Source organism: Aeromonas sp. 603404 (assembly GCF_049171775.1).
Classification (GTDB): Bacteria; Pseudomonadota; Gammaproteobacteria; order Enterobacterales; family Aeromonadaceae; genus Aeromonas; species Aeromonas veronii_A.
Window position 1 is genome coordinate 246,950 of the sequence record NZ_JAAKPE010000001.1, and the last position, 26,095, is coordinate 273,044.

Sequence of the window (26,095 nt, forward strand, 5' to 3'; positions counted from 1 at the left end):
TGGTCTTCGGACCCGGAGCCTTTGTCGTCTTGAGAATGAGGCTTTTATGACTCCTGTAGTAGCCCTGGTGGGCCGCCCCAACGTGGGGAAATCCACCCTGTTTAACCGCTTGACCCGTACTCGGGATGCCTTGGTTGCCGATTTTCCCGGTCTGACCCGGGACCGTAAATATGGTCAGGCGAAGTTGGGCGAGCTGGAATTTATCGTGGTCGATACCGGCGGTATCGATGGCACCGAAGAGGGGATCGAGCTGAAGATGGCCGAGCAATCCCTGCTGGCCATCGAAGAAGCCGATGTGGTGCTGTTCATGGTGGATGCCCGTGCAGGCCTGACCGCGGCGGATCAAGCAATCGCCGAGCACTTGCGCAAGGCCCACAAGAAGGTATTTCTGGTGGCTAACAAAACCGACGGTATCGACGGTGATTCCGCGGTCTCTGAGTTCTACGGTCTGGCACTGGGCGAGGTCTACCAGATAGCGGCCGCCCACGGTCGTGGCGTGCTGAGCCTGCTGGAACTGGCGCTGGCTCCCCATCTGGAGACCCTGGTCGACTCCGCTACCGATGAAGATGCGCAGGATGAGGAAGAGGAGGACTTCGACGAAGAAGCCCTGCTGCGCATGGTGGCTGCCGGTGAACTCGATACCAAAGAGGACACCAAGGAGACCCCGTTCGCCGACCTGCCCATCAAGTTCGCCATCGTTGGTCGTCCCAACGTCGGTAAATCAACCCTGACCAACCGTATGCTGGGTGAAGATCGGGTCATCGTCTATGACATGCCCGGCACCACCCGTGACTCCGTTTACATTCCGATGGAGCGTGACGAGCAGAAGTATGTGGTTATCGACACCGCCGGTGTGCGTCGTCGTGGCAAGGTACATGAGACGGTGGAGAAGTTCTCCGTTATCAAAACCCTCAAAGCCATTGAAGATGCCAACGTCTGCCTGCTGGTGATCGACGCCCAGGAGACCATCACCGATCAGGACTTGAGCATCCTTGGCTATGTGCTCCACGCCGGTCGCTCCGTGGTGCTGGTGGTGAACAAGTGGGATGGTCTGGATCAGAAGGTGAAAGAGGATGTGAAGAACGAGCTGGATCGTCGCTTGGGCTTCATCGACTTCGCTCGCGTCCACTTCATCTCCGCCCTGCACGGCAGCGGCGTCGGCCACCTGTTTGAATCCATTCAGGAGGCTTACCAGTCCGCCACCCGTCGTACCAGCACGGCGATGCTGACCCGCATTATGCAGATGGCGCAGGAAGATCACCAGCCGCCGATGGTCAATGGTCGCCGCGTCAAACTCAAGTATGCTCACGCCGGTGGCTACAACCCGCCACGCATCGTGATCCACGGCAACCAGCTGAACGACTTGCCGGACTCCTACAAGCGGTATCTGATCAACTACTTCCGCAAGTCCCTCAAGATCATGGGCTCGCCGATCCGGGTCGAGTTCCAGGAGTCGGTCAACCCGTTTGAAGGGAAGAAGAACACCATGACCCTGAGTCAGGAACGTCAGCGCAAACGGCTGCTGAAAATGAAGAAGAAATAAGCCCTGGCGGCTGCCCTCACCGGCAGCCGCTCTGTTATTCCCCCTGCAGTGGCGTAATGTCTGGCGGGGAGGGGAACCCGCCATGGGCAAGCCTATCGCAGGTTCACTTTATGAGGAGTCGACTATGGAAGCTCTGCTTTGTCCATCATGCCAGGCTGAACTGGATACCCGCAGCAAGGAGCAAACCTGTGGTCAGTGCCAGGCCATTGTGCGGGTCACCGCGCTCTGTCCCACCTGCCATATGGAGCTGGAGCGGCTCAAGGCGTGTGGTGCGGTGGATTACTTCTGCAACCACTGCAACTCGCTGATCTCCAAGCGGACGGTACAGTTCAAGGCTGAGCTGGTTTAAGACGATATTTAGGTGAGAAAGAAGATAAAAAACCCGGCGAATGCCGGGTTTATGCTGTGTGCTCTGCAATAAGCAGGGTATAGGATCGATTTCTGCGCCACAGGTTGCGCTTGATGTCATTAAGCTTGAGTTTGCGTCTGGGGCTCCAGCTGCACTTCGCTTTTCTGACCAGACTGATTTTTCTACGTTTTTGCATCTTGGTCTCCTCCCAACTCAGGTGGCCGTCCCGGCCTTGGGTCATTGATGGAGCCCATCCGAAATTGCTGTTATTTAATCTCTCAACATAATGAAAACAATGCGATTTCGGATAGGCTCCGATGTGAATCGATGGTAACAGAGAAGTTTGTGTGAAGACAGCCGAATAATGGCTGGTTAGCGCATGGTGATCTGATTGACCACTTCGGCGATGATAGTCGGGCGCTCGGCGATCTCCGGCTCGCTGTCGTTGTCGAGACTCTCCCGCTGGTGGGCCTTCTGTTGCTCGTTATCGAGCCAGAGCAGGCTCTGGTAGTACTGACGCACGTTGTTGACATAGTTGCGCGCTTCGCTGCCGCGGGCATAACCGTAGCGCACCTTGCGATGCCAGCGTGCTTGCTGCAGCAGAGGCAGCACATCCTTGACGTCGCTCCAGGCGTCGGGATTCTTTCCCAGATCCTTGGTCAGGCGGCGGGCATCCATCATGTGGCCGTAACCGATGTTGTAGGCGGTGAGGGCAAACCACACCTTCTCGTCATCGGGCACCGAATCCGGCACCTTCTCCATCATCTGTTGCAGATAGAGGGAGCCACCCTTAATGCTCTCTTCCGGATGAAGCCGGTTGTTGACCCCCATCGCCTTAGCGGTGGGCTCGGTCAGCATCATCATGCCGCGCACGCCGGTGTAGGAGCGGGCCTGCGGGTCCCAGTGGGACTCCTGATAGCTGATGGCGGCCAGCAGACGCCAGTCGATATTCTTGGCATGGGTCTGGAACAGCGGCTGGTACTTGGGCAGCAGGCTCTTGGCGCGCTTGAGGAAGGTACGGGTATCGACAAAGTCGAAGTTCTGCACGTGGCCGAAGTACTTCTCGTCCAGCTTGGCGATGGCACCATCCATAAAGCGCTGACCGAAAAAGTCGATGACGCTGGCGTAGAGGCTGTCATCGGGCAGCTTGCTCATGGCCCAGGCAACAGTCTGCTTCTGGGCCAGGGTCAGCCCTTCGGTGAGCTCGGGGTAGTAGCGCTGACTGCGTGCCAGTACGGTATCCTGCACCACCGTGTAGTCAATCTTGCCATCCACCACCTGCTTGAGCAGCTCCTCAACATCGGCGTTATGGCTGGTGCTCCACGTCAGTTTGGGATTCTCTTTGCTCATCTCTTTGAGCAGGTCTTCCCCGGTGGAGCCGGCTGCCACCATCAGCTTGCCTTTTATGTCGTTCAATGAGGCCGGCTTGGGCTTGCCGTTACGGTAGACCAGTTTGGGAGAGACCTGGTAGAAGCCTGGGCCGAAGCGAAACAGCTCGCGACGTTCCGGTGTGACCATGATGGCGGCTGCCGCCAGATCGACTTTGCCCTTTTTCAGCAGTGTAACCAGTTCGTCAGTGGTGTTGACCGGGATGATGGTGAGTGTCACCCCCAGCCAGTCGGCATAATTTTGTGCCAGCTCGTAATCGAACCCCTGGGCGAGGTCGTCACGCTGGTAATAAGAGGTGGGACCATAGATGGTGCCAACCCGGATCTCGCCTCGCTGGCGGATCTGCTCCAGCTGGCTGGAGGGGGTATAGAAGTCGCAGCCAACCAGCGTCAGCGTCAACAACAGCCCGATAAACAGTCGAAAAATGCAGCGCAAGTAGGTGAGTACCTTTGTTGAAAAAATCGGCATTTGTCAAAAAAGAGGCACCTTTATACCAGAGAGTGTGCGCAGAGTCACACTGCTCGAAGTGAGAAAAACGTTTGTCCGCTGTGAGCCAGATCCCTATAATACGCGCGTCTCAATTCCCCCCCACTTTAAAACTTGGTGAGAAAGGTCATATGGATATCTTGCGTGGTGCCCCAGCACTGTCTGATTTTCGTGTCCAAAAACTGCTGCAACGCTTCGCACAGATGAGAAATGAGAGTGGAGTAGAGAGCGGAGTAGAGATAGAGGATGTCTATGCCGAATATGTGCACTTTGCCGAGCTGACAAGCCCCCTCTCTCCCCCCGAGCGAGCGACCTTGGGCCAGCTCTTGCGCTACGGCCCGACCATCCCCGAACACACCCCCAGCGGTCAGCTGTTTCTTGTTACCCCCCGCCCCGGCACTATCTCCCCCTGGTCTTCCAAAGCAACCGACATCGCCCACAACTGCGGCCTCAGCCAGGTCAAGCGACTCGAGCGCGGCATCGCCTACTACGTGCAGGCCAAGGGTGAGCTGAGCGCGGCACAGCGCGGCGAGGTCGCGGCCCTGCTGCACGACCGCATGATGGAAGTGGTGTTCGGCGAGATGCACGAGGCCGCCGCCCTGTTTGCCCACCACGAGCCGCGCCCCTTCACCCAGGTGGATGTGCTGGGCGGTGGTCGCGCAGCCCTGGCCGAAGCCAACGTGGCGCTCGGCCTGGCGCTGGCCGACGACGAAATCGACTATCTGGTGGAGAACTTCACCAAGTTGGGTCGCAACCCCAACGACATCGAGCTCTACATGTTCGCCCAGGCGAACTCCGAGCACTGCCGTCACAAGATCTTCAATGCCGACTGGACCATCGATGGCGAGCAGCAGCCCAAGTCGCTATTCAAGATGATCAAGAACACCTTCGAGCAGACGCCGGATCATGTCCTCTCTGCCTATAAAGACAACGCCGCCGTGATGGAAGGGAGCCAGGGTGGCCGCTTCTTCCCGAGCCCGGCCAACGGCGAATACCAGTATCACCAGGAACAGGTCGACATCCTGATGAAGGTGGAGACCCACAACCACCCGACCGCGATCTCCCCGTTCCCGGGCGCAGCCACCGGCTCCGGCGGCGAGATCCGCGACGAGGGAGCCACCGGTCGCGGTGCCAAGCCCAAGGCGGGTCTGGTCGGTTTCTCCGTCTCCAACCTGCGCATTCCCGGCTTCGAGCAGCCCTGGGAGCAGGATTTCGGCAAGCCGAGCCGTATCGTCAGTGCCTTTGACATCATGCAGGAGGGGCCGCTCGGCGGCGCTGCGTTTAACAACGAGTTCGGCCGTCCGGCCATTCTCGGCTACTTCCGTACCTTCGAAGAGGAGGTGCCGAGCCACAACGGCGTCGAGGTGCGTGGCTACCACAAGCCCATCATGCTGGCAGGCGGCATCGGCAACATCCGCACCGAACATGTCCAGAAAGGGGAGATCCCGGTCGGCGCGGCGCTGATCGTGCTGGGCGGCCCGGCGATGAACATCGGTCTGGGCGGTGGTGCCGCATCCTCCATGGCCTCCGGCCAGTCGGCCGAAGATCTCGACTTTGCCTCGGTGCAGCGTGACAACCCCGAGATGGAGCGCCGCTGTCAGGAGGTGATTGACCGCTGCTGGCAACTGGGGGACGACAACCCCATCGTCTTCATCCACGACGTGGGGGCGGGCGGTCTCTCCAACGCCATGCCGGAGTTGGTGAGTGATGGCGATCGCGGCGGGCGCTTCGATTTGCGCGCCATTCCGAACGACGAGCCGGGCATGAGCCCGCTGGAGATCTGGTGCAACGAATCCCAGGAGCGTTACGTGCTGGCGGTGGCCAGGGAGAAGCTGCCGCTGTTCAAGGCGCTGTGCGAGCGCGAGCGCGCACCCTATGCCGTCATCGGTACCGCTACCGAAGAGAAGCACCTGACGCTCTCCGATCAGCATTTTGACAACCACCCCATCGATTTGCCGCTGGACGTGCTGCTGGGCAAGACCCCCAAGATGCATCGCGATGTGGTGACCCTGCCTGCACAAGGCAAAGCGCTCCAACTCGATGGCATCACATTGGGCGAGGCTGCCGAGCGGGTGCTGCGTCTGCCCACCGTGGCGGAGAAGTCCTTCCTCATCACCATCGGCGATCGCAGCGTGACTGGCTTGGTCAACCGCGACCAGATGGTTGGCCCCTGGCAGATCCCGGTGGCTGACTGCGCCGTCACCGCGGCCACCTACGACAGCTACCACGGCGAAGCCATGTCCATGGGCGAGCGCACCCCGGTGGCGCTGCTCTCCCATGCTGCTTCCGCCCGTATGGCGGTGGCGGAAGCACTTACCAACCTGGCACCGGCTCACATCGGTTCCCTCAAGCGGGTCAAGCTCTCCGCCAACTGGATGGCCGCCGCCGGTCACCCGGGTGAAGATGCCGGCCTCTATGAGGCGGTCAAGGCGGTGGGCGAGGAGCTCTGCCCGGCCCTTGGCATCACCATTCCGGTGGGCAAGGACTCCATGTCCATGAAGACCCGATGGCAGCAGGATGGCAAGGAGCACAGCGTCACTTCGCCGCTCTCCCTGCTCATCTCGGCATTTGCCCGGGTCGAGGATGTGCGCAACACGGTTACTCCGCAGCTGCGTACCGATCTCGGTGAGACCGACCTTATCCTCATCGACCTTGGCAATGGCAAGCAGCGCCTCGGTGCCTCCGCACTGGCACAGGTCTATCGCCAGCTGGGTGACAAGGCGCCGGATCTCGACAACCCGGTCCAGCTCAAGGGCTTCTTCAACGCCATTCAGGCATTGGTGGCCGATCGCAAGCTGATCGCCTATCACGACCGTTCTGACGGCGGCCTGTTCGTGACCCTGACCGAGATGGCGTTTGCCGGTCACTGCGGTCTCGACATCCAGCTCGATCGCATCGGTGGAGAGCTGCTGCCTGCGCTGTTTAACGAGGAGCTGGGCGCCGTCATTCAGGTGCGCCGCGAAGATAAAGAGGCGGTGATGACCCTGCTGGCTGGTCACGGTCTGGCGGCTTGCTCTCACGTGCTCGGCACGGTGCGTGAGGGGGATCTCATCACCCTGCAACGGGCCGGTCAGGAGGTCTATCGCGCCAGCCGCACTGCCCTGCGCACCATCTGGGGCGAGACCAGCTGGCAGATGCAGCGCCTGCGCGACAACCCCGAGTGCGCGGATCAGGAGCATGCTGCTCGTCAGGACGCCACCGATCCGGGCCTGCAGGCCAAGCTCAGCTTCAACCCGGCCGAAGATGTGGCCGCACCTTACATTGCCCGTGGGGTCTCCCCCCGTCTGGCGGTGCTGCGCGAGCAGGGAGTCAACTCCCATGTGGAGATGGCGGCGGCGTTCGATCGTGCCGGTTTCGCGGCGGTCGATGTCCATATGAGCGACATTCTCTCCGGTCGCATCAAGCTGGAAGAGTTCCAGACCCTGGTGGCCTGTGGCGGTTTCTCCTACGGTGACGTGCTGGGGGCGGGGGAAGGCTGGGCCAAGTCCATCCTGTTCAATGACAACGCCCGCGAGCAGTTCCAGCGCTTCTTCGAGCGTGGCGATACCCTCTCTCTGGGTGTCTGCAACGGTTGCCAGATGATGTCCAACTTGCGGGATCTCATCCCGGGTGCCGATCTCTGGCCGCGCTTTGTGCGCAACCGCTCCGAGCGCTTCGAAGCGCGCTTCAGCCTGGTGCAGGTGCAGGAGTCCCCGTCGGCCTTCTTCGCCGGCATGGCGGGTTCCGTGATGCCCATTGCCGTCTCCCATGGGGAAGGACGGGTGGAGGTGCGCGATGCCGCTCACCTGAGCGCGTTGCAGGCCAGCGGTCTGGTAGGGCTGCGCTTTGTCGACAACCGCGGCAGTGTGACCTCGCGTTACCCGGCCAACCCGAATGGCTCGCCGGATGGTATCACCGCCGTGACCACCACCGATGGTCGCGCCACCATCATGATGCCGCACCCGGAGCGGGTGTTCCGCACCGTGGCCAACTCCTGGCACCCCGACAACTGGGGTGAGGACGGCGCCTGGATGCGGATGTTCCGCAACGCCCGGGTTCGTCTGGGTTAATCGCGACTGCGCCAGCGCATAAAAACAGAAACCGGCCAAATTTGGCCGGTTTTTCAATATGGGCTCTGTCGATCAGGTTTGGCCGTGGCCAAGTTCATGAGGGGTAAACTCTCCCCGATCCAGAATACGCAGACAGGCATCGACCACGGCTTCATCCAGCTGGACTCCCCGCATGGCCATGATATGGGTTCGGGCCTGCGCAATCCCCAGGGCAGCACGGTAGGGACGATCCGATGACATGGACTCCACTATATCGGCGACCGTGAGAATGCGCGCTTCCAGCAGGATCTGCTCGCCTTTTAACCCTGATGGATAGCCGGAACCGTCGAGATACTCGTGGTGCTGGTGGATCATCCGGGCTATGGGCCAGGGCAGGGCGATATCCTTGAGCACCAGATAACCCGCTGTCGGATGCTCCTTGACCAGATTGAACTCCTGGGGGGTCAGTTTGCCCGGTTTGGTGAGGATCTCGACAGGGACCTGGATTTTGCCGATATCGTGCACCATGGCGCCCAGATAGAGACCGCGTAGCGGTTTATCACCCAACCCCAGTTCTCGGCCGATGGCCAGCGCCAGGGTAGCGACATGCTTCTGGTGTCCGGCGGTGTAGGGATCGCGTTGTTCCAGCACGGCAGCGATGGCTCCCAGCGCATCCTCCAGGGCCAGCTCCAGTTGGCGGGCATGCATGGTTTTTTCACGCTGGGCGGCAAGATAGGCCTGCTGGGTTCGACGTGCCTGCAGGCCATAGGTCAGGTAGTCGGCCAGTCCGTTGAAGAGATGCACCTCCTCATCGGTGAAGGCTCTGGCCTGCGTGCTGTGAATAAGCAGTCCGCCTGGCACAGTGGCTTGCCACTGCAATGGCAGCAGCAGCCGTCCCCTCAAGGTGGCGGAGTGGTGGACCAGTTCGGTGCCAAGTGCTTCGTTGCGCATCTCGCCTGAACTGATTGCACTGATCAGGGCTGCGTCCCGGGTGAGCCAGTTATCGCTGGCAAACCAGACGGCCTGACCTGCCTGCGCCAGGATCTGTACTCTGTTCTGATCAGCGGTCTGCAGTACGGTCACCAGGGGAAAACGGCCATCGAAAGTGATGGCATCACAGATCTCCTGCAGTAGTGTCTGTTCATCCCCCTGCTTGAGCATGGCATGGTGGGCGCGGGTTATTGCTTCCAGCGTCCAGGTATATTGCTGGAGACGCTCCTGCTGCTGTTTCTGGTCGGTGATATCTTCGAAAAAGACAGCGACACCGATCACCTTGCCCAGCTCATCGTACAGGGGAAACTTGGTGGTACTGAGCCAGCGGTCTTCACCCCCTTTCAGATAGGGTTCTTCGTGATGCCGGGTTTTGCCGCTGGCCATGACCTGGAGATCGTCATCCCGGTAGCGTTGGGCCAGCTCGGCCGGGAAAAAATCGGCATCGCACTTGCCAACCAGTTCGGCCGGGGTGAGGGCCAGATCGTCGGCCAGCAGTCGGTTGCAGGCGATGAAGTGTGAACGGGTATCTTTCAACAGGACGCGATAGGGCAGCTGTTCCATCACCTGATGGAGCAGGGCTGCGGTGGGGTGAGAGCTGACGCCCGGTGGCTGAATGGATGGCGGTAGATCTTTTAACATCATCTTGGTGCAACCAGAGTCAGGTGGTAGTAAAGCGGTAGCCCGCTTGCCAGACGGCGAAACAGGCATCGACCACCTGTTCGTCGTAATGCACACCGGCATAGCGCGTCAGCTCGGCGAACGCATCGGTGAGAGAGAGGGCGCGCCGGAACGGACGGTGGGCCGTCATGGCGGCCAGGGAGTCGGCGACCCGTATAATCCTCGCCTCCAGCGAGATCGCATCCCCCTGTAGCCCTTGTGGGTAGCCGCTACCATCGAGATTTTCATGGTGCTGCATCACTATGGTGGTGATGGGCCAGGGGAAGTCAATCTGTTGCAGGATCTCGCGGCCAGTGTCCGGATGCTGTTTGATCAGTTCGAACTCAACCGGCCTCAGTTCCCGCGGGCGTGTGAGGATCTCCGCCGGGATCTGCAGCAGGCCGATGTTATGCACCATGGCCGCAAGACCCAATCCATCCAGCTGCTCTTGCGGCAGTTGCAGCTGTTGACCTATAGCCAGCGCGAGATCATGCACGCGCCGTTCGTGTCCTGCCGTGACCGGATCTTTGTGGGCAATCGCGGAGGAGAGGGCCGCGATGGTCTGAAACAGCAGGGTGCGCTGGCGCTGCTCGCTTTCCTTGATATGGGTGATGTCGACCAGTGCCCCTATGATTCCGGCCACCTCGCCCTGATGGTCATAGAAGAGATCCTTGAAGTTGAGCACCTGGTAGCGGTGGCCGCTGCGATCAAACAGCGTGTGTTCAAAATATTGCGGCTGCCTGCTGCGCAGCACCTCCATGTCCCTTTGGGTATATTCGTCCGCCATCTCCGGGGGCAGGATTTCGTCCACCCGCTTCCCCTGCAGCTCGGCCTTGCTGATCCCGGTGACCTGGGTAAAGGCCGGGTTGCAGCTGAGAAAGCGCCCTTCGACATCCTTGTAGAACACCGGGATGGGAATGGCCTTGAGCAGGGATTCGTTGAGGCGCTGCATGTCGACCAGCTCGGCCTGCTGGCGCCTGGCGAGCTGTTCGCTGTCCTTGCACAACTGGATGGCGCGCGCCAGATTACCGAGAACCGGGCTGAACAGATGGCAGACCGGCACTGTGTGCTGCTGGGGTTGGGGGGCCAGCAGCAAGATGAGATATCCCCCGTCAACCCTGAGCCGATAGGCAAAGTGGTACGGTCGGCCACCGGGGAGAGGCAAGGTCGTTTGCAGCGCACATTGGTCACCTTCAACAATCCAGGCAGGCAAGGAGAGCAGCGAGCCACTGTGCCGGGATAGCTGATCATCACCAATGACCTTGAGCAGCTCATATCCTTCCCGTTGCTGCTGCAATACCACACCAACCGGTGTGGCACAGTGAAACATAAAGCGCTGCAACACTTTGGTGAGCAGGGCATCGAGTGTGACCTCCCGACCGATGCAGAGGGCGAGATCGCAGACAATGGCCATGGCGTGATCGTTATTCATTGCTAACCCTCACTGAGACAGAGGATGGCACCGTTGTGAAAGAGCGGGTAATCCCCCGGCCTTACACTTCCTATCTCGCCAAGAGAGAGGGCCCCGACCAGCTCGTGGGCTCCGCTGTGGCTAAAGAGGGTCTCCAGCTCCAGAGTGCTCTGTTCGCCGAAGTGCTGCTGACGGCCGGCGCAGTAATAGATCTCGAGGCGCTCGGGTGTACCGTGCCGGCCGAGCTTTTCGGCCAGTTCGACAGCGTGCTCTGTGGGGCTTTCCGGGGCTTTCAGCAGTGTGAGAATACTGTGGTCAGGCACCTCTCCGACGCAGAGCAGGGCACCTTCGTCGGTAACGGCGACCGGGATCCGCACGATCACATCGCCATTGGCTCGCAGCAACCCCAAGGGCAAATGTACACCGTACCGATAGAACTGCTCTGGTGTGAGGTTTTGCTGGAACTGCTGCCGGATCAGGGATTGATAGCGGCTAAAAGCCGGCTCCCAGTCGATAAAGGAGATCTTGTTGCCTTCACTGCTGGTGGCGAGCATGGGCTGGGCAGTGAGTTGATAGCCGTGCTCCAGCAAGGGGGGACTGTGGGGGGAGAGCAGTGCACAGCTGACCCCATGCCCCAGCAATCTCTGGGTGTCAAACAGGCAGGGCATGGCTGTGAACTGGCCGCTACCTGCATTGACACCCGCATAGTTGACCCTGTCCGCCAGCCTTAGATAGATCCCCTCGAGCAGGGTTGCAATATTGGGGAGCATGACGTCAAAGGTGAGAAAGAGGGTGGGAACCTTCTCGGTGTCCGGCCATTCTGCCAGTCGGGACGCCAACTGCTCGCAGATGATATCGGCCAGTGTATCGGCACTGGCTGTAGGGGAGAGCGAGAGCAGCAGAGGATTGTGGGATGCTGGTCGGGGCAACAGCCAAGCCCCCCTTTCGTGGAAACCGTGCCGACTGACAAGGCGTGGAAAGATGGCGCCGCAGAGTTGAATGTTGAGGCGCTGACACTGCTGCTGCAGATCGGCAACGCGTGCGGCATCCCGCTCGGCTAGCAACACATCGAGTCGTTGCCCCTCATAGGGAAGCAATGCATCGGCCAGTGGATGCGCATCAAATTGATGAAAAGTAGGCTGCATCATCGCTCGGAACTCCATTCCTGCCAGTCATCAATATATCAGCAAGGGGGTTGGATGAATACCGGACGAGACCAACGGCTGCACGGGGTGTGAGATGCCAACACAAAAGGGTCTCTGCCAGCAGGCAATCCACATAAAAAAGAAACCGGCCACATGGGCCGGTTTTGAAGGGAAATGAGCCGGGTTACTGCAACACCACCTGCTGGAACCCTTGTACCAGACTGATGACCGGCTGGGGATAGAGCCCCAGCAACACCACCAGGGCGGCAGAGAGCAGTACCACCACACCACCGGAGGAGAGCGCCCAGTCGGCGCTGGCATCGCGCTGCTGCATGCCCGGTTCGCGCAGATAGAGGGTCACCATCACCTTGAGGTAGTAGTAGAGACCCAGTGCGCTGCCGAGCACGATGGCGCCGGAGAGCCACCAGAGCTGCGCCTCGACGGTGACGCCGATGAGGTAGAACTTGCCGATAAAGCCGAGGGTCATCGGGATGCCCGCGAGTGACAACATCATCACCGTCAGTACGGCAGTCAGATAGGGGCGCTTCCAGAACAGACCGCGATAGCTGTGCAGGGAGTCGGCATCCTTGCCGCGATAGGGGCTCGACATCATGCTCACCACCCCAAAGGCACCCAGGCTGGTGAACAGATACATCAGCAGGTAGACCCCGGCTGCTTCCACCGGCATCTGGCCGAATCGGCTCGCCACGATCACCGCCAGCAGGTAACCGAAGTGGGAGATGGAGGAGTAACCCAGCATCCGTTTGACGTTGGTCTGCACCAGGGCCAGCAGGTTGCCGACCAGGATGGAGATGACCGCCATGGCTGCCAGCAGCCAGTGGATCATGGGATCGCTCGCCGCCGGTACCGCCAGATAGAAGCGCAGCAGCACGGCAAAGACCGCCACCTTGCTGACGGTGGCGAGGAAGGTGGCCACCGGTGCCGGGGCACCTTCGTAGACATCCGGGGTCCAGAGGTGGAAGGGGGCCAGGGAGAGTTTAAAGGCAAAGCCGACCAGCATTAACCCCAAACCGCCCATCAGCAGTGGATGGTGAGCCGGGCTCTCGGCCAGAGTCTGCCCCAGGGCTGCAAAGCTCAGGCTGCCTGCCTGCGCATAGAGCAGTGCCATGCCAAACAACAGGAAGGCGGTGGCGGCGGCAGAGAGCACCATGTATTTCACCGCGGCTTCCAGCGAGTGGCGCTCGCGGTAGGCGTAACCCACCAGACCGAACATCGGCAGGGTCAGCATCTCGATCCCGATAAAGAGAGAGGCGAGGTGACGGGAGCAGGCCAGCACCAGACCACCGGCAGTGGCGATCAGCAGCAGCAGGAAGAACTCCTCCCGGTTGTCCGGGTAGGCTTTCAGCCAGGATTGGCCGAAGGTGCAGGTGGCCAGGGCGCCGATGAGCACCAGTCCCATGTAGAAGACGGCGTAACTGTCCACTTGCAGCAGCGGGGTGACCCCCTGATCCCCTTGCGCCATCACGATGGGCAGCGAGAACAGAGCAAGGTTGAGGCCAACAATGGTCACGGTAAAGGCGGTGGTGACACAGCGGCGCCAGGCGATGGCCAGCATCAGGGCCGCCATGGCCCCGGTGGTCAACAGCAGGGGAAGCAGTGCCAGCAGTTGGGAAGCGGAGAAAGTCATTGCAGGGCTCCAGCAGTCGGCAGCAGATACCAGTGCAGCACGTTGATAAGGCTGCTGCTGGCGGTATCAATCACGGGTTGGGGATAGAGGCCAAGCAGTACCAGCAGGCCCGCGATCACCATCATCATGGTCAGTTCACGGCGATCAAGCCCCTTGAGCATGCTCTCATCATTGGCGGGGCCAAAGCAGGCGCGCTGCAACATGATAAGGGAGTAGACCGAGGCCAGCACCAGACCGAGGGTGGCAACTGCCGTGATAACCGGGGCAACCTGGAAGCTGCCGACCAGGATCAGGAATTCGCCGACGAAGTTGCCGGTGCCCGGCATGCCGAGCGACGCTACCGAGAAGAAGAGCATCACACCGGGCAGATAGCGCAGGCGCCCCCACAGGCCGCCCATCAGGCGCAGATCCCGAGTGTGCAACCGCTCGTAGAGCTGACCGCAGAGGATAAAGAGGCCGGCAGCGGAGAGACCGTGGGCGATCATCTGCACCACCGCACCCTGCAGGGCCACTTCGCTACCCGAGTAGATGGCGATCATCACAAAGCCCATGTGGGAGATGCTGGTGTAGGCCACCAGCCGTTTGATGTCGGTCTGGGCAAAGGCCACGATGGCGCCGTAGACGATACCGATCAGGCCAAGCACCATGGCGTATGGAGCAAATTCGGCGGACGCTTCGGGGAAGAGCGGCAAGGCAAAACGCAGCAGACCGTAGGCGGCGGTTTTGAGCAAAATACCGGCGAGATCCACCGAACCTGCGGTCGGCGCCTGGCTGTGGGCATCCGGCAGCCAGCCGTGCAGCGGTACCAGCGGCATCTTGACCGCGAAGGCGATAAAGAAGCCCAGCATCAGCAGCCACTGAACGCCCTTGCTCATCGGGGTATTGAGCAGCTCCAGATAGTTGAAGGTGAAGACACCGGTGGCATGCTGGTGGGTCAGCACCAGCCCGATGATGGCCACCAGCATGATAAGGCCCGAAACCTGGGTGTAGATGAAGAACTTGGTTGCAGCGTTGATCCGTGATTTGCCGTCAGTGACCGAATGGCCCCAGAGCGCAATCAGGAAGTACATGGGAACCAGCATCATCTCCCAGAAGAAGAAGAAGAGGAACAGATCCAGCGCCATAAAGACGCCGAGCACGCCACCCAGGATCCAGAGCAGGTTGAGGTGGAAGAAGCCGATGCGCTGCACGATCTCTTTCCACGAACAGAGGATGGCCAGCACCCCGATAAAGCAGGTGAGGATCACCATCAGGAGCGACAAACCATCCACCGCCAGATGCAAAGAGATGCCAAAGCGGGGGATCCACGGCAGGCGCCACTCGGCGGCCCAGGCGGAGGCAGCACCGGTGACGCCCGCGCTGTCGAGACCCGTGGTGGCAAGGGAGAAGTCACCACTTAGCCAGATGGCACAGGAGAGCAGCAGGCTGGCGCTCATGGAGAGCAGGGCTACCCAGCGGACAAACTGCCCGCCGAGACGCTCCATCTGCCAGCAGAGCAAGCCGCCGATAAAAGGAATTAGCAAGATCCAGAGTAAGGTCACGGTATCAGCTCTCGTTCAAGTTCATATGAGATTGCGCTCCCTGTTCCATCAGGGAGAGCAAACAGCCTGGCTGTATGATTGTCCGGTTGTTCATCGCGTTACCCCAGCAGCAACAGCGCCAGCACCAGCACGGCGCCGATCCCCATGGAGGCGGCATACCAGCGCAACTTGCCGGTCACGGTCCAGGCCAGCAGCTGGTTGCCACGCAGGGCAAGCCAGGCGGGCAGGCCCATCATCCAGTCCAGCGGATCCTGCCCGACCAGACGGGTCGCCAGCAGATAGGGTTTGACCCACAGCTGGTCATAGAGCCAGTCAAAGCCCCAGGCGTTGAACCAGAGGGTGCTGAGCAGATGGCCCGGGGTGCTGTTGGCAATGGAGGTGGCCAGACGACGTTCACCAAGGAACAGAAACGCGGCCAGTGCGATGCCAGCAATGGCGATGATGCCGGAGGTGATCTCCAGCGCATGGCGACCCTCTTCGATATGGTCCCCCGGGCCTGCGGGTAGTACACCTGCCAGTGGCGGGGTGATCAGCGCGCCTATGCCAGTGGAGAGCACCAGCAATACCAGCAGCGGCAGATGGTGAGCCAGACCGTGGCCCGCATGGGCTTTGGTCTGCTCTTTGCCATGGAAGGCGATAAAGATCAGCCGGAATGTGTAGAGCGAGGTGAGGAATGCCCCTACCAGACCTGCCCACAGCAGCGCGCTTTGGCCAGAGGCTTCTACTTGCCACAGGATGGCATCCTTACTGTAGAAACCGGAAGTGACCAGCGGCAACGCCGCCAGCGCCGAGCCCCCCACCAGGAAGCAGGCATAGACCAGCGGCAAACTCTTGCGCAGGCCACCCATCTTGAAGATGTTCTGCTCATGGTGGCAGGCAACGATAACGGCACCGGCGGAGAGGAACAGCAGCGCCTTGAAGAAGGCGTGGGTCATCAGGTGGAAGATGGCCCCTTCCCATGCGCCGACACCGAGAGCCAGAAACATGTAGCCAATCTGGCTCATGGTGGAGTAGGCGAGGATCCGCTTGATATCGGTCTGAACCAGCGCGGCAAAGCCTGCCAGCACTAGCGTGATGGCGCCAACCTGCCCGACCAGATGGAGGATCTCTGGCGCCAGCAGGAACAGGCCGTGGGTACGGGCAATCAGGTAGACACCGGCGGTCACCATGGTGGCGGCGTGGATCAGCGCTGAGACAGGGGTCGGGCCTGCCATCGCATCCGCCAGCCAGGTTTGCAGCGGCAGCTGTGCCGATTTGCCGACCGCGCCGCCCAAGAGCATCAGGCAGGCCAGCGACAGGGCAGGGGAGCCCTCGGCAAACAGGGTCGGGGCACGCACCAGCAGCTCGTGGATATTGAGGGTGCCCAGTTCCCGATAGAGGATAAACAGGCCGATGGCGAGGAAGACATCACCCACCCGGGTCACGACAAATGCCTTGAGGGCCGCCGCTCCGTTCTTGCGATCCTTGTAGTAGAAGCCGATCAGCAGATAGCTGCACAGCCCTACCCCTTCCCAGCCGAGGTAGACAAACAGCAGGTCATCGGCCAGCACCAGAAACAGCATGCTGGCGATAAAGAGGTTGGTGTAGGTGAAGAAGCGGGAGTAACCCTCTTCCCCGCGCATATACCAGGAGGCGAACAGGTGGATAAAGAAACCCACCCCGGTCACCACCCCCAGCATGGTCAGCGACAGTCCATCCAGTGCCAGCGAGAAGCTCGGGGTAAAGTTGCCCACCGCCATCCATTGCCACAGGTGCTGGACATAGACGCCCCCCTCGGGCGGGTTGTCCAGAAAGTCGATGCCCACCCACAGGGTAGTGAGGGCCGACAGGCCAATGGAGCCCACCCCGATCAGCGCCGAGGTACGCTCACCAAACCGGCCGAGGGAGAAGGCCAACACCAGCCATCCCAGCAGCGGAAATAGAAAAGTCAGATATAAGAGGCTCATCCGCGCATCTCACTCACAGTGTCCACGTTCAGGGTGTGGTAACGACGATAGAGCAGCAGTAACAGGGCAAGGCCGATACTGGCCTCCGCTGCCGCCAGAGAAATCACCAGGATATACATGATCTGGCCATCGGCCTGGGCCCAGCGGCTACCCGCCACCACAAACGCCAGTGCCGAGGCATTCATCATGATTTCGATACTCATCAGGATGTAGAGCAGGTTGCGGCGGATCAGCAGACCGCACAAGCCGATGCAGAAGAGCACCGCGGCCAGCAGGAGGCCGTGCTCCATAGGGATTCCATTCATTGCTGACCTCCTTCTTGTGCAGAGCGGGAAGCAGAGCGCGGGACGGAGAGCACTTCACCGCTCTTCTCTTCCCGACCCAGGTGATAGGCGGTTACCAGACCCGCCAGCAGCAGGATGGAGGCAAGCTCCACCGCCAGCACATAGGGGCTAAAGAGTTCGACACCCACCTGCTTGGCGGTCACCTCGGTCACCCCGATCAGGCCCCCGGTCACTCCGAGAATGCCGTGGGCCAGAAAGCCCAGCAGGATCAGCGAGAGCAGGGCAGGGCCCCCCCAGGTCATGGGGGTGAGCCACTTTTTCTCCTGCGCCTGGGCACTCCCCAGGTTCAGCATCATCACCACGAACACGAACAGCACCATAATGGCGCCGGCGTAGACGATCACCTGCAGGGCGCCCGCAAAGGCGGCACCCAGGCAGAAGAAGATCATGGCCACGGCGATGAGGGAGATGATGAGATTGAGCAGCGCATGCATGGGATTGCTGGTGCTGATCACCCGCAGTGTGCTGTAAATGGCCACCAGGGCCGAGGCATAAAATGCCAGTTCCATGATTGACTCCTCAGGGCAGCAGGCTCTTGACATCGATGGGCTTGGCTTCGTTTTCGGCATCCCCTTTCGGCTTGCCGTCGATGGCCATCCCGCTCATGCGATAGAAGTTGTAGTCCGGGTATTTGCCGGGCCCGCTGATCAGCAGATCTTCCTTCTCGTACACCAGATCCTGGCGGCGATACTCACCCATCTCGAAATCCGGCGTCAGCTGGATGGCGGTAGTGGGGCAGGCCTCTTCGCACAGTCCACAGAAGATGCAGCGAGAGAAGTTGATGCGAAAGAACTCCGGATACCAGCGACCATCTTCCCGCTCAGATTTTTGCAGCGAGATACAGCCGACCGGGCAGGCGACCGCGCAGAGGTTGCAGGCTACGCAGCGCTCGTCTCCATCAGGGTCGCGGGTCAGCACGATGCGACCGCGGTAGCGGGGGGCCGCATAAACCGCCTCTTCCGGATAGTTGAGGGTTTCACGGGGCCGCCAGGCATGGGAGAAGACCATGGCCAGACTGCGTAACTGGGTGCCGACACCCTGAATAATGCTAACAATTTTCATATTGAGTGCCTCACTGCGTACTTATCAGTACAACTGCCGCGGTGATCAGCATATTGATCAGGGTCAGCGGCAAGCAGACTTTCCAGCCAAACGACATCACCTGGTCAAAGCGCGGGCGAGGCAGGGAGGCCCGCAGCAGGATGAAGAACACCATGAAACAGGCGGTCTTCAAGGCAAACCAGATGAAGGGGGGCAGCCAGGGACCGTGCCAGCCACCGAAGAAGAGGGTCACGATGAGCGAGGAGATCAGCACTATGCCGATATATTCGCCCACGAAGAAGAGACCCCACTTCATCCCCGCATACTCGATGTGATAGCCATCGGCGAGCTCCTGCTCGGCTTCTGGCTGATCGAACGGATGACGGTGGGTGACGGCGACACCGGCAAACAGGAAGGTGACAAAGCCCAGGATCTGGGGTACCACGTTCCACAAGTCTGCCTGTGCCTCGACGATATCCCGCAGGTTGAAACTGCCGGTCTGGATCACGATCCCCATCAGCGACAAGCCCAGAAACACCTCGTAGGAGAGGGTCTGGGCCGAGGCGCGCAAGCTGCCAAGCAATGAGTATTTGTTGTTGCTCGACCAGCCGGCGAACAGCACCGCATAGACCGCCAGCCCCGCGATGGCCAGGATGTAGAGCAGCCCCACATTGAGATCCGCCACGCCCCAGGTGGGGGTGATGGGCACCACCGCAAACGCCAGAATAAAGGCGGTGAAGGCGATGATGGGGGCCAGGATAAAGATCCGGCGATCGGCGAACGGCGGGATCCAGTCCTCCTTGAAGAACATCTTGATCATGTCGGCGGCCAGCTGGAGCAGACCAAACGGCCCCACCCGGTTGGGGCCGTAGCGATCCTGCCACAGGGCCAGCAGACGGCGCTCGATGAAGCTCATGAAGGCGCCAGCCCCCACGATCCCCACCAGCACGATCAGTGCCTTGCCCACCTCCAGCAACAGATCGATCAGCGACTCGCTCATGCGATCACCTCCTGCAGGTTAGTGATTGAGGCTTGTTGCATGGCCGTCGGCAGGCCGTTCACCCCAAGGGGGAGCCCCACCAGACCGGCGCTCAGCTGTTCGCTCAGGCGCAGGCGCAGTTGCCAGTGGCTACCGCCCCAGGAGAAGGAGACCTGATTGCCTGCATGGAGGGCCAGACGCTGCGCATCTGCTGGATTCAATACCAGCTCGGGTTCGTTCATCCGGGCCTGAATGACCGGGCTGCGAGCGGAGAGCTCCTCGCCGCCAAACAGCTGGGCATAATTGACCACCTGCAGCGCCTCTGCGGCCTTGAAGGGGGAGGGGATGGTAGTAAACCAGCCAAGGGTATCTTCGCTTGCTTCCAGCAGACGGCGACCCGGATCGCCAGCACGTAGTTTGCCACCCACTTCATCCTGGAACTTGTTCCAGGCGGAGGGGGAGTTCCAGCCGGGCGCCCAGGCAAAGGGCACTTGCGGCAGCGGCTGACGGGCTCCGGCATACCCTTCCATGGAGAAGTTGAAGGGGGAGTCGGGATCTTGCGCTACCCGCGGCTCGCTGACGTTCTGATCCGCCAGCATGGAGGTGCGACCACTGTAGCGGTGTGGCTCACGGGCCAGCCGCATGCCACGGATCCGCAAGCCTGCGTTGGGCGCCGCTTCCAGCATGGTAGCCAGCAGCGGATTGCTGGTGGCACAGTCATGGTTGACCTGGTCGAAGTTCTGCCAGCGCAGCGGCTTGCGTTCGATCGCCCCTTGCAGCGCCGCCAGCCAGCGCCACCCTTCACGCACCTGAATATCGGTGTTGTAGAAGGCTGGGGCATAGACCTGGAAGAAGCGCTGGGCGCGACCTTCCATGTTCACCAGGGTGCCATCGGCTTCGGCAAAGCTGGCGGCCGGCAGGATCAGATCTGCCTTTTGTGCAGTCTGGGTATCCTGATGATCGATGACCAGCAGGTGCTGCAGTCTCGCCAATGCAGCATCCACACGGTTACGCGGAGCACGGCGATAAAGGTCGTTCTCCAGCGTCACCAGCGCCAGCTTCTCTTGCGCTTCGATGCGCTCGAAAGCAGCCTCAAGCGGCTTGCCACCCAGCATGGCCAGGCCGAGCGAGTTGGCCTCCTGGGCAACCAGCGCGATGCTGGCTTCCTGACCACGCCCTTTCAGGGCACGAGCAATATTGCTGGCTGCTTCAACCAGCGCCACGCTGCGTGCGCTGGAGCCGGCGATGATGAGCGGTTTTTTGGCATTGCCAAGCAGTTCGGCCCAGCGTGCAGCCTGAGCCTGCAGCTCGGCAGAGAGGTCGGCGATAGCTGGCGCCGCATTGTCGAGCAGGTTGGCGATGGCAAAGCCAAGGCGCGCCTGATCGGCATAGGGGGCGTGCAGTTTGTCGGCCGCTACGTCATCGAGACGGGTGTTGTCGAGACTGGTGATGAGCAGCGGATAGCGCTCGTTCTGGCCCAGCGTCTGCACTGCGGCAACCTGCCACAGGTCGACCTTCATTTTGCGAGCCAGTTCGCGAGCCTTGCCCTTGACGGCTTGACGCAGGGCCAGCGCAATTCGAGCCGCACTCATGGTGACATCTTCGCCGAGAACCAGAATGGCGTCGGCCTCTTCCATGTCGCGCAGGCTCGGTGTTGATACGCCGCCATGCTGCAAAATCTGCAGGATCTTCTGCTGGCATTCCCACTCGGCCTGCTCCATGCCGCAATAGAAGTTCTCTTCACCCACCAGTTCGCGCAGAGCGAAGTTGCTCTCCAGCGACGCGCGGGGCGAACCGATACCGATGACGCTGCTGGCGGTGCGCAGGGCATCGGCGGCGCGGTTGAGAACTCCATCTACCGTGATGGCCAGCTTGTCGTTTCCTTCACGCAGCAGCGGCTGGCGCGGGCGATCAGCTAGGTTGACATAGCCATAGCCAAAGCGGCCGCGATCGCAGAGGAAGTAGTGGTTGAGGCTGCCGTGGAAGCGGTTTTCGATACGGCGCAGTTCGCCATAACGTTCGCCCGGGCTGATGTTGCAGCCCACAGAACACTGCTGGCAGACGCTCGGGGCAAACTGCATGTCCCATTTGCGGTTGTAGCGCTCGGAGTGAGTCTTATCGGTGAAAACCCCGGTAGGGCAGACCTCCACCAGGTTGCCAGAAAATTCACTCTCCAGGGTGCCATCCTCGACCCGCCCGAAATAGACGTTGTCGTGGGCACCATAGACCCCGAGATCCTCGCCACCGGCATAATCCTTGTAGTAACGGACGCAGCGGTAGCAGGCGATGCAGCGGTTCATCTCGTGACCGATGAAGGGGCCCAGCGCCTGATTCTGGTGGGTGCGTTTGGTGAAGCGGTAGCGACGGCTGTTGTGGCCGGTCATCACCGTCATGTCCTGCAGGTGGCAGGCGCCGCCCTCTTCACACACCGGGCAGTCGTGGGGGTGGTTGGTCATCAGCCACTCCACCACGCTCTTGCGAAACTCTTTGGCCTCTTCATCCTCGATGGCGATGTAGCTGCCATCGGTGGCCGGGGTCATGCAGGACATGACCAGACGACCGCGTTTGTCATCGGCATTCTGATACTGTTTGACCGCACACTGGCGGCAGGCGCCAACGCTACCCAGCGCCGGATGCCAGCAGAAATAGGGGACGTCCAGACCCAGCGACAGACAGGCTTGCAGCAGGTTATCTGCCCCGTCTACCTCGTACTCTTTGCCGTCTACATAAATGGTTGCCATACAACTTCCCTGAAACCTGTTTTGTGAAATCTGTGGTGTCGTTACCAGCGCTCGCCCAGCAGATTGGGCTGGATCCCTTTGACCGGCTTGCGGTTATCACCGCTGCCTTTGATCCCGGCCTCGAATTCGGAGCGGAAATATTTGATGGCGCTGGCCAGCGGCTCGACGGCGCCCGGTGCGTGGGCGCAGAATGTCTTGCCCGGGCCAAGGAAACCGCAGAGTTGCTCCAGGGTCGCCAGATCGCCGGATTGCCCCTCGCCACGTTCCAGTGCCCGCAGCAGCTTGACGCTCCAGGGCAGGCCGTCGCGGCAGGGCGTGCACCAGCCACACGACTCGCGGGCGAAGAACTCCTCCATGTTGCGCAGCAGGGAGACCATGCTGATGGAGTCATCCACCGCCATGGCGAGGCCAGTCCCCATCCGGGTACCTACCTTGCCGATACCGGCGGTATACATCTGGGCATCGAGGTGCTCCGGCAGCAGGAAGCCGGTGCCCGCGCCGCCCGGTTGCCACGCTTTCAGGCGATAGCCGCTCTTCATCCCGCCGGCGTAATTTTCAAACAGCTCGCGGGCGGTGATGCCAAAGGGCAGCTCCCAGACCCCGGGGTTGTTCACCTTGCCGGAGAAGCCCATCAGCTTGGTGCCGTGATCGTCCGAGCCCGGCAGCGCCAGCCCGTGATACCAAGCCACCCCGTTGCCGATAATGGCGGGGACGTTACAGAGGGTTTCGACGTTGTTGACGCAGGTGGGTTTGCCCCATACGCCGGAGACGGCGGGGAAGGGGGGTTTGGCGCGCGGGTTGGCGCGGCGCCCTTCCAGCGAGTTGATCAACGCCGTCTCTTCACCACAGATGTAGCGGCCGGCGCCGGTGTGGACGAACAGCTCGAAATCAAAACCGGAGCCCAGAATGTTCTTGCCCAGCAGACCGGCGGCCTTGGCCTCTTCCACCGCGCGGCGCAGGTGGATGGCGGCATCAACGTATTCGCCGCGCAGGAAGATATAGCCACGATAGGCCTTGAGCGCCCGGGCACTGATGATCATCCCCTCGATCAGCAGATGGGGCAGTTGCTCCATCAGCAGGCGATCTTTCCAGGTGTTGGGCTCCATCTCGTCGGCGTTGCAGAGCAGGTAGCGGATGTTCATGCTCTCATCTTTGGGCATCAGCCCCCACTTCACGCCAGTGGGGAAGCCCGCACCGCCGCGCCCCTTGAGACCGGCATCCTTGACGGTGCTGACAATCTCGTCCGGGCTCATCTGGCCGAGCGCCTTGCGGGCGGCTTCATAGCCCTGTTTGGCCTGATACTCCTCCAGCCACACCGGCTGGCCGTCGTCCCGCAGCCGCCAGGTGAGCGGGTGGGTCTCGGCGGTGCGGGCCGTGCGGTTGGCGGTGCCAAGAGAGGCGAGGATCTTGTTCTGCGGCAGGCTCATGGGTAAGCCTCCAGCGTTTTCAGCAAGGTCACCGGATCGAGGCCGCCATAGGTGTCGTCATCGATCATGATGGCTGGCCCCTTGTCGCAGTTGCCAAGGCAGCAGACCGGCAGCAGGGTGAAGCGGCCATCCGGGGTGGTTTGACCGGGGCCGAGGTTCATCACCTCCTTGAGACCGGCCATCAGATCTTCATGGCCATTGATGTAGCAGACCATGCTGTCGCAGACGCGGATGATGTGACGGCCTACCGGCTGGCGGAAGATCTGGCTATAGAAGGTGGCAACCCCCTCCACATCGCTGGCGGGAATGCCGAGCTCGGCCGCGATGGCGTGAATGGCGCCGTCGGGGACCCAGCCTCTGGCCTGCTGCACGATCTTGAGCGCTTCGATGCTGGCGGCGCGGGGATCTTCGTAGTGGTGTTTCTCGTGTTCGATGGCATCGCGTTCAGCCTGGCTCAGAACGAAGTCGTCCTGTTTGCTGCTGCATGCCCCTTGCCCCTGTGGGGTCTGATTATTGTGACACTGACATTGCTGGCTCATGACTTGACCTTTGGTGGCTTGTCCTTTTACTGCTCGTCCGGCGATCCCAATTCCCGGCCATGGCCGGGAGGGCGGATCACTTAACGGTCCACATCCGACATAACAAAATCGATACTGCCCAGATAGACGATGAGGTCCGACACCATGCTGCCCTTGATCACCGAGGGGATCTGCTGCAGGTGAGCAAAGCTCGGGGTGCGGATCCGGGTCCGGTAGCTCATGGTGGAGCCGTCACTGGTCAGGTAGTAACTGTTGACCCCCTTGGTCGCCTCAATCATCTGGAACGACTCGGCAGCGGGCATCACCGGGCCCCACGACACTTGCAGGAAGTGGTTGATCAGGGTCTCGATGTGCTGCAGGGTGCGCTCTTTAGGCGGCGGGGTGGTGAGGGGGTGATCCGCCTTGAAGGGGCCCTCCGGCATGTTCTTCATGCACTGCTCGATGATCGACATGCTCTGGCGGATCTCCTCGATCCGCACGGTGGCTCTGTCGTAGGCATCGCCATTGCTGCCGACCGGCACTTCAAAGTCGAACTGATCGTAACCGGAGTAGGGGCGCCACTTGCGCACGTCGAAGTTGAGGCCGGTGGCGCGCAATCCGGCCCCCGTGGTGCCCCAGGACAACGCCTGCTCGGTGGTGTAGGCAGAGACGCCAATGGTTCGACCGCGAAGAATGCTGTTGCGCATCGCCGCTTTTTCGTAATCCATCAGCCGCTTGGGCAGCCAGCTCAGCAGGTTGTCCTGCACCAGCCGCTGCCATCCCTTCGGCAGGTCGTGGGCCACACCGCCGATACGGAACCAGGCCGGGTGCATGCGGGCACCGGTGATCGCTTCGATGATGGTGTAGATCTTCTGCCGGTCGGTGAAGGTGAAGAAGACTGGGGTCATGGCCCCCACGTCCTGGATATAGGTCCCGAGGAACAAGAGGTGGCTCTGGATGCGGAACAGTTCCGCCATCATCACCCGGATCATGTCGACCCGCTGCGGCACCTTGATGCTGGCCAGCTTCTCGACCGCCAGCACATAGGGGAGGTTGTTCATCACCCCGCCCAGATACTCGACCCGGTCGGTATAGGGGATGTAACTGTGCCAGGATTGGCGCTCGCCCATCTTCTCGGCACCACGATGGTGGTAGCCGATGTCGGGCACGCAGTTGCGGATCTCCTCGCCATCGAGCTGCAACACCAAGCGGAAGGCGCCGTGAGCAGAGGGGTGGTTGGGGCCGAGGTTGAGGAACATGTAGTCCTCGTTCTCGTTGCCGCGGGCCAGGCCCCACTCTTCCGGTTTGAACAGCAGGTTCTCCTGCTCCATGTCCTGTTTGGCGGCATCGAGCATGAAGGGATCGAATTCGGTAGCGCGCGCCGGGTAATCCTTGCGCAGCGGGTGACCCTGCCAGCTCTTGGGCATCATGATGCGGGTCAGATGGGGGTGGCCATCGAAGGTGATGCCCATCAGATCCCACACTTCCCGCTCGTACCAGTTGGCATTGGGGAAGTGGTTGGTGATGGTGGGCAGATGCAGGTCACTTTCGGCCAGCGCCACTTTCAACATCACATCGGCGTTACGGTCGATTGAGATGAGGTGATAGAAGACGGTGAAATCGCTCTGGGGCAGACCGTCGCGATGGCTGCGCAGCCGCTCGTCAGTCGCACTCAGATCGAAGAGCATCACGAACGGGGAGGGCACCTTGCGCAAAAAGCCCATCACATCCTGCAGCAGTTCGCGGGGGAGCCAGACCACCGGCACGCCGGTGCGCGTGGTCTGCACGGTGAAGAGCTCGGCCCCGAAGTGGGCAAACAGTTCGCCAATGACTTTGGCATCCTTGTGGTCGCTGGGCTGCCACTGGGCCATGGCGTAATTGCTGGGAAAATCACGAGTCAGTTTCATGG

The 26,095-nt window shown here is 60.9% G+C and carries 18 protein-coding genes; 3 read left to right on the forward strand and 15 right to left on the reverse strand.

Translation table 11 applies throughout. The features are described 5' to 3' along the window. Positions 1-46: 46 nt before the first annotated feature. Together der and G5306_RS01115 are read left to right on the forward strand one after the other, a co-directional pair. On the forward strand, positions 47-1,543 hold the full coding sequence (der, locus tag G5306_RS01110) for a ribosome biogenesis GTPase Der (protein ID WP_005333794.1): 1,497 nt from the start codon (positions 47-49) through the stop codon (positions 1,541-1,543). 124 nt (positions 1,544-1,667) lie between these two features. Then, on the forward strand, positions 1,668-1,892 hold the full coding sequence (locus G5306_RS01115; protein ID WP_227340752.1) for a zinc ribbon domain-containing protein: 225 nt from the start codon (positions 1,668-1,670) through the stop codon (positions 1,890-1,892). 372 nt (positions 1,893-2,264) lie between these two features. Here the strand turns inward: G5306_RS01115 and mltF are convergent, their stop codons facing one another. Next, a complete protein-coding gene (gene mltF / locus G5306_RS01120) occupies positions 2,265-3,749 on the reverse strand; it encodes a membrane-bound lytic murein transglycosylase MltF (protein WP_216953935.1) in 1,485 nt (494 codons plus the stop codon). 149 nt (positions 3,750-3,898) lie between these two features. On the opposite strand from mltF, the gene purL reads away from it, so the two are divergent. After that, on the forward strand, positions 3,899-7,816 hold the full coding sequence (purL, locus tag G5306_RS01125; protein WP_421312100.1) for a phosphoribosylformylglycinamidine synthase: 3,918 nt from the start codon (positions 3,899-3,901) through the stop codon (positions 7,814-7,816). A gap of 72 nt (positions 7,817-7,888) precedes the next feature. Here the strand turns inward: purL and G5306_RS01130 are convergent, their stop codons facing one another. The 14 genes from G5306_RS01130 to nuoC all read right to left on the reverse strand — a co-directional run bounded on the left by G5306_RS01130 (position 7,889) and on the right by nuoC (position 26,093). After that, the gene (locus G5306_RS01130; RefSeq protein WP_421312101.1) at positions 7,889-9,430 is read right to left on the reverse strand and encodes an HD domain-containing phosphohydrolase; all 1,542 of its coding nucleotides are present in this window, start codon (positions 9,428-9,430) and stop codon (positions 7,889-7,891) included. 16 nt (positions 9,431-9,446) lie between these two features. Beyond that, a complete protein-coding gene (locus G5306_RS01135) occupies positions 9,447-10,877 on the reverse strand; it encodes an HD domain-containing phosphohydrolase (RefSeq protein ID WP_227340748.1) in 1,431 nt (476 codons plus the stop codon). Positions 10,878-10,879: 2 nt separating this feature from the next. Then, positions 10,880-12,004, reverse strand: coding sequence for an FIST signal transduction protein (locus G5306_RS01140; RefSeq protein WP_421312102.1), 1,125 nt, complete (start codon positions 12,002-12,004; stop codon positions 10,880-10,882). A gap of 181 nt (positions 12,005-12,185) precedes the next feature. Continuing rightward, positions 12,186-13,649 carry an NADH-quinone oxidoreductase subunit NuoN gene (gene nuoN / locus G5306_RS01145; protein ID WP_227340747.1) on the reverse strand — a complete coding sequence of 488 codons (1,464 nt, stop codon included), beginning with the start codon at positions 13,647-13,649 and terminating at the stop codon, positions 12,186-12,188. Then, positions 13,646-15,190 (reverse strand): NADH-quinone oxidoreductase subunit M, encoded by a 1,545-nt coding sequence (gene nuoM / locus G5306_RS01150; RefSeq protein WP_421312103.1) that lies wholly within the window; start codon positions 15,188-15,190, stop codon positions 13,646-13,648. Before nuoM ends, nuoN begins: the two co-directional genes overlap by 4 nt. 98 nt (positions 15,191-15,288) lie before the next feature. Then, positions 15,289-17,136 carry an NADH-quinone oxidoreductase subunit L gene (gene nuoL, locus G5306_RS01155; protein ID WP_421312104.1) on the reverse strand — a complete coding sequence of 616 codons (1,848 nt, stop codon included), beginning with the start codon at positions 17,134-17,136 and terminating at the stop codon, positions 15,289-15,291. Then, a complete protein-coding gene (nuoK, locus tag G5306_RS01160) occupies positions 17,133-17,441 on the reverse strand; it encodes an NADH-quinone oxidoreductase subunit NuoK (protein ID WP_005337247.1) in 309 nt (102 codons plus the stop codon). Before nuoK ends, nuoL begins: the two co-directional genes overlap by 4 nt. Then, the gene (nuoJ, locus tag G5306_RS01165; protein WP_421312106.1) at positions 17,438-17,989 is read right to left on the reverse strand and encodes an NADH-quinone oxidoreductase subunit J; all 552 of its coding nucleotides are present in this window, start codon (positions 17,987-17,989) and stop codon (positions 17,438-17,440) included. The genes nuoK and nuoJ overlap by 4 nt, the downstream gene beginning before the upstream one ends. A gap of 10 nt (positions 17,990-17,999) precedes the next feature. Then, the gene (nuoI, locus tag G5306_RS01170) at positions 18,000-18,542 is read right to left on the reverse strand and encodes an NADH-quinone oxidoreductase subunit NuoI (protein WP_033137611.1); all 543 of its coding nucleotides are present in this window, start codon (positions 18,540-18,542) and stop codon (positions 18,000-18,002) included. Positions 18,543-18,552: 10 nt separating this feature from the next. Next, complete coding sequence (gene nuoH, locus G5306_RS01175) at positions 18,553-19,521, reverse strand: NADH-quinone oxidoreductase subunit NuoH (protein ID WP_042019045.1); 969 nt, start codon at positions 19,519-19,521, stop codon at positions 18,553-18,555. Continuing rightward, on the reverse strand, positions 19,518-22,241 hold the full coding sequence (nuoG, locus tag G5306_RS01180; RefSeq protein WP_421312108.1) for an NADH-quinone oxidoreductase subunit NuoG: 2,724 nt from the start codon (positions 22,239-22,241) through the stop codon (positions 19,518-19,520). The genes nuoH and nuoG overlap by 4 nt, the downstream gene beginning before the upstream one ends. Before the next feature lie 41 nt (positions 22,242-22,282). Continuing rightward, positions 22,283-23,668: an NADH-quinone oxidoreductase subunit NuoF gene (gene nuoF, locus G5306_RS01185; protein WP_421312109.1), complete on the reverse strand. Its 1,386-nt coding sequence runs from the start codon at positions 23,666-23,668 to the stop codon at positions 22,283-22,285. Further along, positions 23,665-24,207, reverse strand: coding sequence for an NADH-quinone oxidoreductase subunit NuoE (gene nuoE / locus G5306_RS01190; RefSeq protein WP_042658436.1), 543 nt, complete (start codon positions 24,205-24,207; stop codon positions 23,665-23,667). The genes nuoF and nuoE overlap by 4 nt, the downstream gene beginning before the upstream one ends. 80 nt (positions 24,208-24,287) lie before the next feature. Beyond that, positions 24,288-26,093, reverse strand: a complete 1,806-nt coding sequence (gene nuoC, locus G5306_RS01195) for an NADH-quinone oxidoreductase subunit C/D (protein WP_151286787.1) — start codon at positions 26,091-26,093, stop codon at positions 24,288-24,290. Positions 26,094-26,095 lie beyond the last annotated feature (2 nt).

What these genes read in the sequence shown, in the direction of transcription:
- nuoG (WP_421312108.1), bottom strand. Translation starts at nt 22,241, where the DNA reads ATGGCAACCATTTATGTAGACGGCAAAGAGTACGAGGTAGACGGGGCA.
- nuoC (WP_151286787.1), bottom strand. Translation starts at nt 26,093, where the DNA reads ATGAAACTGACTCGTGATTTTCCCAGCAATTACGCCATGGCCCAGTGG.
- G5306_RS01135 (WP_227340748.1), bottom strand. Translation starts at nt 10,877, where the DNA reads ATGAATAACGATCACGCCATGGCCATTGTCTGCGATCTCGCCCTCTGC.
- der (WP_005333794.1), top strand. Translation starts at nt 47, where the DNA reads ATGACTCCTGTAGTAGCCCTGGTGGGCCGCCCCAACGTGGGGAAATCC.
- nuoI (WP_033137611.1), bottom strand. Translation starts at nt 18,542, where the DNA reads ATGAAAATTGTTAGCATTATTCAGGGTGTCGGCACCCAGTTACGCAGT.
- mltF (WP_216953935.1), bottom strand. Translation starts at nt 3,749, where the DNA reads ATGCCGATTTTTTCAACAAAGGTACTCACCTACTTGCGCTGCATTTTT.
- nuoK (WP_005337247.1), bottom strand. Translation starts at nt 17,441, where the DNA reads ATGAATGGAATCCCTATGGAGCACGGCCTCCTGCTGGCCGCGGTGCTC.
- purL (WP_421312100.1), top strand. Translation starts at nt 3,899, where the DNA reads ATGGATATCTTGCGTGGTGCCCCAGCACTGTCTGATTTTCGTGTCCAA.
- G5306_RS01130 (WP_421312101.1), bottom strand. Translation starts at nt 9,430, where the DNA reads ATGATGTTAAAAGATCTACCGCCATCCATTCAGCCACCGGGCGTCAGC.
- nuoH (WP_042019045.1), bottom strand. Translation starts at nt 19,521, where the DNA reads ATGAGCGAGTCGCTGATCGATCTGTTGCTGGAGGTGGGCAAGGCACTG.
- G5306_RS01115 (WP_227340752.1), top strand. Translation starts at nt 1,668, where the DNA reads ATGGAAGCTCTGCTTTGTCCATCATGCCAGGCTGAACTGGATACCCGC.
- nuoE (WP_042658436.1), bottom strand. Translation starts at nt 24,207, where the DNA reads ATGAGCCAGCAATGTCAGTGTCACAATAATCAGACCCCACAGGGGCAA.
- G5306_RS01140 (WP_421312102.1), bottom strand. Translation starts at nt 12,004, where the DNA reads ATGATGCAGCCTACTTTTCATCAATTTGATGCGCATCCACTGGCCGAT.
- nuoL (WP_421312104.1), bottom strand. Translation starts at nt 17,136, where the DNA reads ATGAGCCTCTTATATCTGACTTTTCTATTTCCGCTGCTGGGATGGCTG.
- nuoF (WP_421312109.1), bottom strand. Translation starts at nt 23,668, where the DNA reads ATGAGCCTGCCGCAGAACAAGATCCTCGCCTCTCTTGGCACCGCCAAC.
- nuoN (WP_227340747.1), bottom strand. Translation starts at nt 13,649, where the DNA reads ATGACTTTCTCCGCTTCCCAACTGCTGGCACTGCTTCCCCTGCTGTTG.
- nuoJ (WP_421312106.1), bottom strand. Translation starts at nt 17,989, where the DNA reads ATGGAACTGGCATTTTATGCCTCGGCCCTGGTGGCCATTTACAGCACA.